This is a genomic window from Paraglaciecola arctica (assembly GCF_018861065.1).
Classification (GTDB): domain Bacteria; phylum Pseudomonadota; class Gammaproteobacteria; order Enterobacterales; family Alteromonadaceae; genus Paraglaciecola; species Paraglaciecola arctica_B.
The window spans coordinates 568148-581784 of sequence record NZ_JAHKQO010000036.1 but is presented as its reverse complement, the minus strand read 5'-3'; the positions used below and the strand labels follow the sequence as shown (position 1 = coordinate 581784).

The following is a 13637-nucleotide window of genomic DNA, read 5'->3' as shown; positions in this document are numbered from 1 at the left end:
ACTAGGAAAAATAACCTAGTAATAAGGCTTTTCTTTTTGTAAGTAAGTGCATACATATTGTTAATCCTATTAAAAATAACCCTATTAGTATTTTAAGTTGCGCTGGAGTCGCCGTTTGTGGAAGGTGTCCAAGTACCTGAACATGCTGATTGGACGTGCCTTTTGGGATAGAGTTAGCCATTCTAAGACTGGTCGACTTTGTGTCAGAGGGGCGCGTGGGCGTGATATCCACCGCTATTAAACTTGTGTATTGACTGACTAAATGGTGAGTGAGCGCAGTGCGAGTAATTTCATTTTTGTATTCCAGCTGTTCAGCCTCAGAGTCATTTATTCCCATGCTAGCGCGGCGTTTCTCTCTGGTTAGTTGGCGTATTTTCTCTCTAGCCCACAAAACGTTGAGTCCGGATTGTCTGGTTTGTGCATTGAGTTCTAAATTATTAACCCAAGATTTTTGTTGATATTGAGCAGATAAGTTAATTTTTGATAAGGAGTTGTTATGGTCAGCGGTGTGCTTGGTTGCATCGCTTAGGCGGTAACTTATGATTAAAGGTTCATCTCGGTATAAGTCACTTATAACGTTGGGGTAAAACTCTAGCTGTTGATTGGTGTTTAAAGTTTTATCAGCAAAATGTAACTCGATGTCAGTAATAGCAGGATGTTGTAACTTAGTTAACAGGCTAAGCATTTTTTGCTGTACCTGATTTACAGAACCTATATAGGTAAAGGTACCCCTTCCCATTTTAGCGGCTTCGGTCATAAAGTAACTGTTAGGCGCACTGCCAATTCCAACTGTAAATAGCCTAAAGTCTGCGAGTTCGTTTTCAATTAACTGCATTAGCGACTCTTCGTTTCCTACACTGCCGTCTGTGATAAAAATAACCTGTCGCAAAGTGGTCGATTCGTTAACCTTGGGTTGAGATAGCGCGAGTTTTAAAGCACTTCGCATTTCAGTACCACCATTGGCTGATAGACTATTTACAAAGCGTTTAGCCTCTAATTTGTTATTTAAAGCGGCGGGTTTTGGAATTTTCCACAAGTTTTCGGCATAACTATTAAATTCGATAATATTAAAAGTATCAGTTTCCTTGAGCTGATCTATGGCAATTAACAATGCGGATTTGGCTTGCTTAATGGAGTCTCCTTCCATCGAACCAGACGTATCAAGTACGAATATTACTTCGCGCGATTGGACCGGCTCTGCTGATCCCGTCTTAATTGGAGCTAACAACATCACTAAGCCGTATTCATCACCGTTAACCAGTTGCGTAAAATGTGCAGACTGGGGCATTGCTCCTAGTTCAGGTCGCCAGTTCAACACAAAGTCTTGGTTAGCATCGCTATCTTTATTGAGCTGGATATTATGACTACCGTCAGAGAGGCGCTTAACAGTGATGGGATGAAACTCGCTATTGATATCTTGCACCTCAAAGCCAGGCCGTAAGTTGACCCTTAAATCAATAGTGTTGTTAGGAGAATTTTGCGTGAAATTGGGTGGTATTAAAGGGGCTTGTGTTGGGCTGTTTGGTACATACCTTGGGGTAATGGTCATCGGAAAACGTAAACTATATTGTTGTTGCTCAAAATGTAACTTTTGTTGGTACTCAATCGTCACCTCAATCGTTTCTCCTGGACCGATATTGGCGATAGAATTCGAAAACATATTCGGACGTTGTTGCGCTATTAAACTCGCTTTTTTCCCCTGTGCTTGCGCTTGTAAATAAATCCTTTTGGCTTCGAGTTTTTGTTTGATGACTCCCTCTATTTTGCGTTCACCCACTGACATTAACAGGTGGTCTACAGCTGCATTTTCGGGCAAAGGAAATACGTACAGAGCGTCGACCCAGTCTTTACCGGCATTTTTAAATGTTTGGGTTAGTTTCGTTCGCGCGATTATACCCGTTACTTTGATATCAACTTTAGTGCCTAGTACTGGGCTTATTGAGTGTTGATAGCTTGTTTCATCTTGTGTGTTAAGTTCTTTTGTTAAATACAAAGTGCCGCTAAGTGGATTTTGAATGTCACTTATAGGTTGATTGACTAGAGGGCTATTTTTTGGTTGGTTTGGTGTTTTTATAGTATTTGAATTAACAGTAAGGTTTTGTTTACTGGTAAAAGCAGGCACTGCAAATTGCAGTGCCCCTATGGCGATAACTACCAAACTAACAACGGCAAACTTAGGTAGTGAAAACATGTTTGATTTCCTTGTTAGTAAGCAAGTGTGAGCAAGCTGTGAAAATTATTGATTTGCGGCGGTCATTTCTGTTGGGTCATCAGATAGCCTCAACATTACTCGGCGGTCAAAAAAGTCATCTTCAAAATGCTCTCCGGCACTTACGAGTGACGATTCACCAAATGAGTTAGTAATTACTTGCTCTTTTTCTATGCCCTTATTTATAAGATAGTGTTTTACACTTAAGGCACGCTGTTCTGAGAGAGCTTGATTAAATGTACTGTCTCCTCGTTTATCAGCGAAACCAGATAAGGTCACTCTCAATTTCGGATTGTTTTGCAGGGTTTGGGCAATCAAGTCTAGTTGTGATTTATAATGATTCTCTAAAACATATGAAGCAGTCTTAAACTGGATATTGCTTTCAATTTTTGGAACGCTCTGTTCCAAGGCACTATCCATTGAAGCAATTTGCATCATTGTGCGTTCTTTTGCTTGTTCAAAATTTTGCTGCATTACGAATAATTCTTGATCTTTTTGTTGCAGTAAATCATTCGCTGCTTCGAGTTTTTTATCTGAGTTAATGTCTTCTGCGATTAGTACTCCAAAAATTCCCGCTACCACTCCACCTAGTGGTCCTGCTAGCGCGCTGCCAATTAAAACTCCAGAACTTAGGCCTATTACTTCGTTGGCTTTTTCTTGGGTATTAGATTGTTCGGCTGCAGCGTTACAAGACATTAAGCAGATGAGAGTGATACTTGTGGCAATTTTGATTGTTTTGAGTTTCATGGTTTTCTCCAAGAGTTGGGTTGTTTGATTCCTCTCTAGTAAACAAAGTCTGTGTGGCGAGGTTAGGGAGAAAAAATGGCAATCTTGAGGTCAATTGTGGCGGAAAAATGGAAATTGCTGCTTTGCGCTATTTATGGAATAAATCCTGCGAACTTTTACGATATAGTTCACGCTTCCAGTATGAGGCACCTGTTATGTCAAAACGAATCGCTTTGGTTGAAGATGACCAAGCACTTAGAGAAAACTATATTGCGGCGCTTACTAAGCAAGGCTACGAAGTTCAACCCTATGCTAATCGCGGTAGTGCTGAACTTGCTTTTTCAAAAAGGCTGCCAGACTTGGCAATTATTGATATTGGTTTAGAGGATGAAATTGACGGCGGCTTTGCTGTTTGTCAGCAGCTAAGAAGTTTATCTAAGACCCTGCCAATTATTTTTTTTACTGCTCGAGATAATGATTACGACACTATTTGTGGCTTGCGCATGGGGGCAGATGACTACCTCACTAAAGATATCAGCTTACAACATTTATTAGCAAGAATAGCTGCATTGTTTAGGCGAACTGAACTATTAAACCGACCACAAATTCAAACTGATCTCATACAAACTGGTGATTTGTTAATGGATAGCAAAAGGATGACTGTTAGTTGGAAGGGGCAAAACATTGACCTAACTGTCACTGAATTTTGGATGTTGCACGCCATTGCTAAATTCTCTGGGCATGTCAAAAGTCGTCAACAATTAATGGATGAATCAAAAATGGTGGTGGATGACACGACCATTACATCCCATATAAAACGGATCCGAAAGAAATTTATGCTAGTAGATAAAGAATTTGACTGTGTCGAAACTGTTTACGGTATGGGTTATCGATGGAAAAGTAACTAAACATGTTTGTATCGACAGTCGTTAAAAATGGGGATCAAGTTGATGAGTAAACTGCGTTTTGGACTGCGTCTTAAGTTACTTTTTTTCTCATCATTTTTATTGGCTATTCCGTGGCTGGGTTATCAATATGTGTGGGAAATGGAGACGTATCTGCGAATCGGCCAAGAACAAACCATGGTAGGTACTGCCCGTGCGGTAGCGACAGCCTTACATGAACGACCTGCCTTATTTGATAGTCAATCAGCCTACTTAACCGACGTCAAACCGGGTACTGACTTGTACGCACATAAAATTGCCAATCCGATCCAGCTAGATGGAAAATTGGAAGATTGGCAAGAATACCAACATTTAAGTATTGCCTACGGACAACAAAACTTGATTGATCCTATTCAAGACTATGACCTCGATAGTCTGCACTTTAAACATATGGTTGGGCAGTACAATCAATTCTTATATGCGATGTTTGATGTAACGGATGATAACGTCCTACTTAGGCCCAAAAATAGTTTAAGAGTCGATAAAAATGATCATTTGCAAATAGCGATGACAGATCAAACCGGGTTGTTTCAACGTTATATTATCGCACCATCGCAACCAGGGTGGGTAAACGCTTACTTACTCGAAGATGATTTGGACTCCTTACAACCTGCAAGATTAGAAACTAAAATCCAAGGGCAGTGGAGGAATACATCTAAGGGTTACCAACTGGAGTTACGTTTTCCATTGGCCATGATGTCGAGCAAAATTGCTTTTGCCATTGTTGATGTTGACGACCCACGCACTAGAGCGGTAGAACATATAATGGGAACGGCCAATCCATCACAAGTGGATTCTCTGGGGACAGTGTTAGTGCCTTCTCCCGAAATAGAAAAAATACTCAAAGGGCTCAAGTATTCCAATGCTAGAGTGTGGGTGGTAGATAAACATAGGCGTGTGCTGGCGCGCTCTGGCAATATTCAACGAGCAACGGGTGTGCAGAGTGAATCGAAGCTTGGGATAGGCAACAATGCACAGACGCAAAGCGCAAATAACTGGTGGAAATATATAGAACAAAACTGGTTGTTACCGCTGTATTATCAAATACTGACTAAACCTCCCGCAGATTTTGTAGATGATTTGCGAGATGCTTTTGCCCTACAAGGTCAAGACATAAGCCAAGCCTTAAGTGGTACTCCTAGTTCATTGTGGCGTCTAAGTTCGGACAATAAAGCGGTGATAATGTCGGCCGCTCATCCAATCTACATTGATGAAACGGTTATGGGAGCAGTAGTCGTTGAACAAACTACCAATGGTATTCGCACCCTCAGAAACAAAGCCCTTGAACGTCAATTCCACTATATTTTGTTGGTTATCTTGATTAGCACTTTGGCGTTGTTTTTAATTGCGTCACGCATTTCTTGGCGCATTCGCAAACTTAGAAACGAAACTGAAGATGCCATAGACCAACAGGGGAAAATTATTGGTAACATTTTACCCTCCAATACGCGAGACGAAATAGGTGACTTATCTCGTACTTTTACTCATGTATTGAGCAGACTCAGTCAATACAACACTTATCTTGAGAATATGGCGTCTCGCTTGTCCCATGAGTTGCGTACACCTGTCGCCATAGTGAATTCCTCATTAGACAATTTGTTATTAGAAGAACAAAGTTCAGAGAGTAAACAATACGTAGATCGAGCCAAACATGGCATCACTCGGCTAAGTAAAATTCTCTCAAATATGAGTGAAGCAACACGATTAGAACAAGCAATTCAAAGTAACGATCGTGAAACCTTTGATTTAGAGGAATTATTGAGAGGTTGTGTGGCGGGTTACCGTATCGCATACGCAAACAGGCAATTTGATGTGCAAATTGCGGTATCTAGTTCGACTTTCCATGGCTCACCTGAATTGTTTGCGCAAATGTTAGATAAAATTATTGCCAATGCTGTCGAGTTTAGTGACCAAAGCGGTGCAATTGAGCTTCAGATGGTCAACAGTGACAGTGGATATGTAGTGACCATAGCTAATCAAGGACCCCCTTTACCCGAAAATATGCAGCATCAGTTATTTGATTCTATGGTTTCGGTGCGAAAACAACAAAACACTGTGCAACCCCATCTAGGTTTAGGCTTGTATATAGCTAAAATTATTGCACAGTATCACCAAGGAACAATCAGAATTGATAACCTTAAAGATAAAGCAGGAGTAGTAGTGAAGTTAGAGTTTAAGGTCAAAACGTAACAAAAAACTAGTTTCTCTTATGTTTACGGGCCATTCCCCAACCTATCATTCCGGCGCCAATAATTGCGCCAATCCAAGCGTAGGGTAGTACTTGAGGTGCTAACTCTTTGGCAAATATGATAGTGAGCATTGAAAAAATGCATAATCCCCAACCAATAATTTCAACTTTATTTAAATATTTAAACAGAAAAGAGCGTGATTCTTTTTCAGGGTTTTGCATGTTTACTCACTAAGGTCTTTGGAATCAAAATTGTTATAAGATGAAAAAAGTCTAAATCTAGGCGCAGATTAACAACTCAACAAAAAAGAAGCGAGGGTTTATCGACTATATAACTCAGGGTGAACAAAAGGAGCTAAAGCAAGTAAAGTGGCTTGTTGGTATACACTTTCTCTTGTGGCTAAGCCTTTAGTTAATAAGCCAATTGCCCCTCCTTTTTGTTTTATATTGTCGGTATTAAATAACCTGTCCATTACTATGCCTAGTTCTTCGCCTTGCTCCAAAGCACGGTAAATAACTGGTGGTAAGGGCAAGTGACAACTACGACCGATAGACATTTTGGATTGGTTAGCGATAGCCACAAAAGCAAAGGTGGCAGGTCCGTATTCGAATCGGTCGACACCGCCCTCAAATGCAATGTAGTAATCTGCTTCGGTGTGTTGTTGGCAATATTTGACCCTATTGATGGCTCCAAGTCGTGTTTCTTCGGAGTTCATGGGTTGCTCCGGTACACCAGATGGTGCGTTGATAGCAACACAATCCAAATCGGTCAAGGCAAACATTTCAGTTATGGCGGTTTTTGCTGCACTGACTTTTACGGGGTTTTTCGAGCCGACTACAATTTTTATCATTTTGTACCTTGTTTATTCATGGCTGGTTAATGGCTGATGTTTCGGTAAATTATCTAAACCAAAGGCGCGAAAATGCTCATATTAAGGCACTAATTGACGTAAACACTACTCGATTACCTTGATTTAGCACGATATAATGCCGCTCGATTTTCATCAATAAGAAAAAGAGACATACAAGCTATTATGCAAAATATTCCCCCAGAATCTTTGATCCGCACTTGGGTGTGGATGATGTCTGAAAACAACGATCCAGAGCTAATGAACAAAGGAAGAAAAAACTTGATCAATGCTTTTGGTAGTTTGCAGAATGCAATCAAATATATAGAGGAACAAGTAGAAGTCGGCGAAAAAAACTAGTCGTAATTTCTCTCTAATGAAAATTCACAGGTTCCAAGGGTATATCCAATCAATTTATTTGGTGGAGTATCCCGATAGACTATTATTATTGGACGGATGCTGCCGCGCCGATATCAGTCTTATTCAAAATATCATTACCGTTCAACTTAATCGGCCATTGACTGACTTAAAGTTAATCGTGGTCACACATATGCATCCCGATCATGCGGGTGCTGCTCACAAGTTACGAGTCTTAACCGGTTGCAAAATTGCTTCCGCTAAAATGCCGAACCAGTGGTATCGTGGCATCAGAGGAAGATGTCTGCATTTAATTGATATCAGTTTAGCGGCATGGGTGGCGCATCGAATGAAACGGCCCAAGAAAAACTTATGGTATTCACCTTATTTAAAGGTTGATTATCATTTAGTGGATCAAGATAAGTTGCCAGGATTTGATGATTGGAGCGTAATTTCCACAACAGGACATACAGATCGGGATTTATCCGTGTGGCATCAAGCATCAAAACGCATTTATGTAGCGGATTTAATGGTGAAAGTGAAAAATCGTTTTATCCCCCCGATTCCGGTTAATTATCCAATTGAATATCGCGCCTCTTTAGATAAATTGCATAAGTTGCAACCTAATTCGATAATGTTGGCGCACGGAGCAGAAGTAGAGTTGACTGCCAAAGATTATGAGCATTTGCTTACCGTCGCACCTACTAAGCCAATTACTATGTGGACGCCTGCAAAAAATAAATTCAAGCGACTATTACTTAGAAAGTCGGGTTAATTTCATAGGGAAATTTGGCTACTAGGAAAGTGAAATCCTAGTAGCCAAGGACAAACTTATATTCTTCTCGCTTTCATCTCACTCACGCAATAATCCACTGCTCTGGCCGTTAACGCCATAAAAGTAAGAGAGGGGTTTTGTACTGCAGTAGAACAAAAACTTGAGCCATCGGTCACAAACAAGTTGGCGACATCGTGACATTGATTAAAGCCATTTAATACAGACTCTTTAGGATCATGCCCCATTCTTGCGGTACCTACTTCGTGGATCGCCAGACCTGGGTTGTTCTTTTCTATAGAGTTATAACTCTGAATATCTTTAAGTCCTGCTTTAGTTAACATGTCAAAAGCAGTTTGTTCGGCATCTGCCATCATTAATTTTTCATTTTCTGACCAAGTGCAATCAATGTGGATCAGTGGGATCCCCCACTTATCAGTTTTGGTCGGGTGCAGAGCCATATAGTTATCGAAACGAGGTAACATTTCTCCTTGGGCATGTAGACCTAATTTCCATTTACCAGGTTTAGTTAAATGGGTTTTAAAATCTGCGCCAATGCCGTTTTGATAGCCTAAACCCTGCCAACTATCTCGATGGCTGCCCCCAGCTAATCCATATCCACGAACATAACCTTTTTTATAGAGAGAAGGTTTGTATTGAAAATTAGGGACCAGTATGCCCGAAGGTCTTCTACCTGAGTAATAAACATCGTCAAAACCTTCAACAGTACCAGTGGCACCTGCATTGTAGTTGTGATCCATTAAATAGTGACCAAGCACACCTGAACTGTTCGCAATGCCATTGGGGAAAGTTTTGGTTTTAGTGTTAAGCATAATTTGTGCTGAGCCTAAGGTGGATGCACACAAGAAAACCACTTTAGCGAAGTATTCGCGAGTCGATAGGTTGTCGTTATCAACTACTCTGACACCTTTCACTCTTTGAGTTTTTTCATCATAAATAAGACTATGCACAACACTATTCGGCGCGATAGACAAATTGCCTGTTTTTGCGGCTGCTGGCAATGTCGAGCTTTGAGTCGAAAAATAAGCTCCAAAAGAGCAACCTTTTTGGCATTCGTTCCTAGCTTGGCAGGTCACACGCCCTTGTTCTATATGTAACTGTGTTGGCTCAGTTAAGTGAGCTGTGCGGCCCATAATTAATTGTCGGCCTGGAAAATGTTCGGCAATTTTGTCTTTCACATGTAATTCAGGAGCCGTCATTTCAAAGGGCGGTAGAAATTCACTATTGGGCAATTGCTCAAGGTTTTCCTGGCTTCCACTGATACCTGCAAATTTCTCAACATGGCTGTACCATGATTCGATATCTTTGTAACGAATAGGCCAGTCGTTTCCGTGTCCATCCGCTTTGTTAGCAGAAAAGTCAAAATCGCTTAATCGATAGGATTGGCGGTGCCAAAGTAACGACTTGCCTCCTAATTGATTCGCTCTGATCCAGTCAAATCCAGTGCCTTCTTTTGTCGTGTAAGGTAGGTCTTTATCATTACCAAAGAAATGCTTAGTCATATCACTAAAGGCGTAGCATTTTTTTTGTACTGAGTGTTTTTCTTCTACGAGTAAATTGTCAACCTTAGTCCTGTTGGCAAACTCCCAAGGGCCCTTACCCTCGGTGACATAGTCTTTTCTATGCTCAACTACTCGGCCACGTTCAATCATTAAGGTTTGCATGCCTCGTTCACAAAATTCTTTGGCAGCCCAACCTCCAGAGATCCCTGAGCCCACGACTATGGCGTCGTAGACTTGATCACTTTTATGAATATATAAATCTGTTGTCATTTGTTTACTCGTCATTCTAATTAGTTTTGTAGGTTTTCCGTTTTGCTGGCTTTAATAATAAGCCTGCGAACCCCAAGATTTAGTGTTTGCGTCTGCTGGTATAGAACCAACAAAACCACCGGGAACAGCTTGGAAATTCAAGGCTTGAGTGGCACCTGCTTCAGACGTGAAATAACCAAAAACTATGAGTGCTTTTAGAAATTTAAAGTGTTCTTTATGAGTCTTAATCGCGCTTTGGTTGTTCTCAATTTCTAGCAGAATTTGCTGTTGCTGCTGCGGCTGTAACAGAGGGAAGGTCATAGAAAAGGTTTCTTTTGCCACTCTATCAACTGAATTAATAATCTGAATACAGTCATTCTGTTGTTGCTGCGAATGACAGTGTTGCAACTGATTCGGGACAAATTCATGGCAACCCACTTCAACCGCACTCGGGGTATCGGTCTTAGGTAATATAGTTTCGCAGATGCTATATAAAACCGTCATTTGATGCTCTGACAATAACTTACCGTTTTTCGGTGCTGTATCAGTTTGTGTTGCAAGCTGATTGGTTGCAGAAACACTGCACCCCGACAACACCGCCGACGCGGTAGTAGCACCAAATAAAGCGACCATCTTTTTCATAAACACACGGCGATTTTCTTCGTCCAATGTATGGTTGGCTAATTCGCTCTTATTTGAATTAGTTGGCATATTAAGCTCCTCAATACTCGCTCTATATCAATACTGCTATTTGTTTACATCACACTGCTAATCTGGCTTGGATGCTGCATTTTTATTACGCATTACCCAATAAAACCCACCAAAGGTGATGATTAAAACCAGGGGGAAAACTATAAGGTTATTTAACGCAGCATGTCCTGACTCCAACAATAACTCGTTGCCAGTTAGACCCGCAGCCTCGGCTTTTGTTGTGGCAGAGTCTATCCAACCACCAATAATAGGGTTCCATATACCCATAGCAAACATGCCTGCACCGCCCATTAAAGACATACCTAAGGCACCGGTTTTAGGCGTATATTCACTGGTACAGCCAATCATGGTTGGCCAAAAGTAAGTGATACCCAAAGCATAAATTACCGCAGCAAAATAAACGGCACTACCTTGTAATTGAGTCATTAGGAATAACCCTAAACTAGCCAGAATCGCCGAGAAAAATAACACGCCTGGAGGGCTTAACTTATGTACCAGCGGGCCAGCGTAGAAACGTCCAAGGGCCATAATTCCGGTGATCAGCGCTAAAATCAGCATTGGGTGTGCGCCTGACGCGCTCAATATTTGGTTAATCCATTGACCTGGTCCAAATTCACTGACGGCTGTCATTGTCATACATACAATCAGAAACAAATAGATAGGATTAAACAGTGCTTTGATATTGGTGCTAGTGGAGTTCACCTCTTGGTCAAATTTCGGAAATTCGAAACCTAACATCATAACGCCATAAATAGCGGTGGGTATTAACATAGTGGCCACTTGCGCTTCCCAGCCTAAGCCGATTTGATTCATACCAGCAGAAACCAGAGAGCCAATTACAATACCGCCTGGAAACCAAACGTGAAATTTGTTCAACATAGTGGTTTTGTTGTCAGGGAACAATTGCGCAATAATCGGGTTACAACCTGCTTCTACTAATCCGTTTGCAAAGCCTACTAGGAAGGTTGAAATCATTAACCCCCAAAAACCATCCGCAATAATGGTTAAAATAAGACCTAAAGCATGGCCAATAAAAGCCAACCAAACAATTAATTTAGCGCCAATTGCGTTGTACAGTATGCCGCCAAACATCATTGCAAGAGGGAAACCTAAAAACGCCATACTGGCTATCCAACCGAGCTCTTTCCCGCTCAATCCATATTGCTGACCTAAGTCTCCTAATATCCCTGCTCGAATAGCAAAGGTCATAGCCGTTACTATAAGGGCTATACAACTGATACGAAAAATTCGTATGGCGTCTTTATCTGAGATGCTGGATGTCGCATTCATATTTTTTACCTTATTTAATTCCCAAAATTTTATTATTCATTTCGACGTCTTTCTCTACACCAGCAAAGTCATCAAAGGCTTTTTCGGTTGGTCTAATTAAATGTTCGCTAATAAATTTAGCGCCTTCTGCTGCACCATCTAGCGGGTGTTTAATGCAACATTCCCATTCCATCACTGCCCAACCGTCAAAATCGTGTTGAGTCATTTTGCTGAAGATGGCTTTAAAGTCGATTTGCCCATCTCCTAGTGAACGGAAGCGTCCTGGTCGGTCAATCCACGCCTGGTAGCCGCCATACACACCACAGCGACCATTAGGTGTGAATTCCGCATCCTTAACGTGAAACGCTTTTATCCGCTCGTGGTATATGTCGATGAAGGCTAGATAGTCGAGCTGCTGCAATACAAAATGGCTCGGATCATAAAGGATATTGGCTCGCGGATGATTATCCACCGCTTCTAAGAACCGTTCAAAAGTAACGCCGTCATGCAAATCTTCACCAGGGTGAAGCTCATAACAAACGTCTACCCCAGACTCATCAAAGGCATTCAAAATGGGCAGCCAACGTTTAGCCAGTTCGGCAAACCCTTGCTCGACTAAACCGGCTGGACGCTGTGGCCACGGATACATGGTTTGCCACAGTAGCGCGCCTGAAAAACTAGCGTGGCCAGTTAATCCCAGTCGTTGACTTGCCTTAGCTGCATACATCATTTGTTGAATTGCCCAATCGGTACGCGCTTTAGGATTATTATGAACTTGGCTTGGCGCGAATCCATCAAACATTTGATCATACGCGGGATTCACTGCTACCAGTTGACCTTGTAAATGAGTAGACAACTCAGTGATTTCTAGTCCTGCTTGACCGGCAATTCCTTTAATTTCATCGCAATAAGTCTGGCTAGTGGCCGCCAGTTCCAAATTAAATAAGCGGCCATCCCATGAAGGAATTTGAATGCCTTTGAATCCTAAGCTTGCAGCCCAATTGCAAATTTCAGGAAAAGAATTAAATGGGCTGGCATCGTCGGCAAATTGCGCTAAAAATATGCCTGGACCTTTGATTTGTTTCATTGAGTGACTCCTGAATTCGATACAAGGGGTAAGTCGAAGTTAAGTTGTTTTAGTTTTGACTGGCTACAAATCATTGTGGTTTTGTTAGGCCCTAAAACATAGAGTGGTTTGGATAATATTCGATAGCTCAAATATTTATGATTACGCATAAAGCCCAAAAACGCCTGCAGCTTGGTAAGGATGAAATACTCAGTACCCAAAAGCGTGTTTTGGCAGTCAATAAACGTTCCTATTGTTATTCCATTAGATTGTTGCACGGTATTACCAACGATTGATTTTTAGATTGCCACATCAATCTAAAGGTTAACAATATGTTAATTATGTTAGCGCATTTATAGCAGAAAAAGCTAAGATAAATTCGGCAAATAAATGCAATAAATTCGGCGTATTAAGATTTCTTGGTTTGTAAAAATCGCAGACATTTAGAAATTACTTGTTTCAATCCAGATAGCGCGGACTGCGCTTATATTGACTAATAAGCAATTTAAGAATACAACTTTTGTGACTTCTATTAACACTTTCACAGCCTCGTCTTAAACAGACTTGTATTCTCAAACAATTAGAAAGCAAATTACATTTAACAGATTGCGATTTATAGAGCGTGCTATAGGTTTGATTCAATTTAGGTGTACTTATAATTAGAAAAGTTATTTAAAAAGTAAGTGTTTACATTTATTTTTGATTTGTAAAATTGGGCGGCTTTACCGGCAGGTGTTGATTAAGTTATAGCACTTATTTTTGCCCTATTATTTGC

At 41.0% G+C, this 13637-nt stretch carries 12 protein-coding genes; 4 read left to right on the top strand and 8 right to left on the bottom strand.

The features are described 5' to 3' along the window. Window position 1: 1 nt before the first annotated feature. Complete coding sequence (locus tag KO534_RS15810) at window positions 2–2191, bottom strand: VIT domain-containing protein (RefSeq protein WP_215930732.1); 2190 nt, start codon at window positions 2189–2191, stop codon at window positions 2–4. A gap of 45 nt (window positions 2192–2236) precedes the next feature. Further along, the gene (gene pdsO / locus KO534_RS15805; protein WP_215930730.1) at window positions 2237–2956 is read right to left on the bottom strand and encodes a sortase-associated OmpA-like protein PdsO; all 720 of its coding nucleotides are present in this window, start codon (window positions 2954–2956) and stop codon (window positions 2237–2239) included. A 194-nt stretch (window positions 2957–3150) separates the two neighbouring features. Between pdsO and pdsR the strand changes: the two genes are divergently transcribed. Both pdsR and pdsS read left to right on the top strand, forming a co-directional pair. Beyond that, a complete protein-coding gene (gene pdsR / locus KO534_RS15800; RefSeq protein ID WP_215930727.1) occupies window positions 3151–3843 on the top strand; it encodes a proteobacterial dedicated sortase system response regulator in 693 nt (230 codons plus the stop codon). 42 nt (window positions 3844–3885) lie between these two features. Continuing rightward, window positions 3886–6069, top strand: a complete 2184-nt coding sequence (pdsS, locus tag KO534_RS15795; RefSeq protein WP_215930725.1) for a proteobacterial dedicated sortase system histidine kinase — start codon at window positions 3886–3888, stop codon at window positions 6067–6069. 7 nt (window positions 6070–6076) lie between these two features. Here pdsS and KO534_RS15790 read toward each other — a convergent pair whose 3' ends face one another. Both KO534_RS15790 and yjjX read right to left on the bottom strand, forming a co-directional pair. Continuing rightward, on the bottom strand, window positions 6077–6289 hold the full coding sequence (locus KO534_RS15790) for a hypothetical protein (RefSeq protein WP_215930723.1): 213 nt from the start codon (window positions 6287–6289) through the stop codon (window positions 6077–6079). A 98-nt stretch (window positions 6290–6387) separates the two neighbouring features. After that, window positions 6388–6918 (bottom strand): inosine/xanthosine triphosphatase, encoded by a 531-nt coding sequence (gene yjjX / locus KO534_RS15785; RefSeq protein ID WP_215930721.1) that lies wholly within the window; start codon window positions 6916–6918, stop codon window positions 6388–6390. A 183-nt stretch (window positions 6919–7101) separates the two neighbouring features. Here yjjX and KO534_RS15780 point away from each other — a divergent pair, with 183 nt between their 5' ends. Together KO534_RS15780 and KO534_RS15775 are read left to right on the top strand one after the other, a co-directional pair. Next, window positions 7102–7275 (top strand): hypothetical protein, encoded by a 174-nt coding sequence (locus KO534_RS15780; protein ID WP_215930718.1) that lies wholly within the window; start codon window positions 7102–7104, stop codon window positions 7273–7275. A gap of 16 nt (window positions 7276–7291) precedes the next feature. Further along, window positions 7292–8047 (top strand): MBL fold metallo-hydrolase, encoded by a 756-nt coding sequence (locus tag KO534_RS15775; protein ID WP_215930716.1) that lies wholly within the window; start codon window positions 7292–7294, stop codon window positions 8045–8047. 56 nt (window positions 8048–8103) lie between these two features. Here KO534_RS15775 and KO534_RS15770 read toward each other — a convergent pair whose 3' ends face one another. Genes KO534_RS15770 through KO534_RS15755 form a run of 4 tightly spaced genes read right to left on the bottom strand, consistent with a single transcriptional unit; the run spans window position 8104 to window position 12883 of the window. Continuing rightward, window positions 8104–9837 (bottom strand): GMC oxidoreductase, encoded by a 1734-nt coding sequence (locus KO534_RS15770; RefSeq protein WP_215930714.1) that lies wholly within the window; start codon window positions 9835–9837, stop codon window positions 8104–8106. A 51-nt stretch (window positions 9838–9888) separates the two neighbouring features. Then, the gene (locus KO534_RS15765) at window positions 9889–10527 is read right to left on the bottom strand and encodes a gluconate 2-dehydrogenase subunit 3 family protein (RefSeq protein WP_215930712.1); all 639 of its coding nucleotides are present in this window, start codon (window positions 10525–10527) and stop codon (window positions 9889–9891) included. A 57-nt stretch (window positions 10528–10584) separates the two neighbouring features. Continuing rightward, window positions 10585–11817: an MFS transporter gene (locus KO534_RS15760; RefSeq protein WP_215930710.1), complete on the bottom strand. Its 1233-nt coding sequence runs from the start codon at window positions 11815–11817 to the stop codon at window positions 10585–10587. A gap of 10 nt (window positions 11818–11827) precedes the next feature. Continuing rightward, the gene (locus KO534_RS15755; protein WP_215930708.1) at window positions 11828–12883 is read right to left on the bottom strand and encodes a sugar phosphate isomerase/epimerase family protein; all 1056 of its coding nucleotides are present in this window, start codon (window positions 12881–12883) and stop codon (window positions 11828–11830) included. Window positions 12884–13637: the final 754 nt, after the last annotated feature.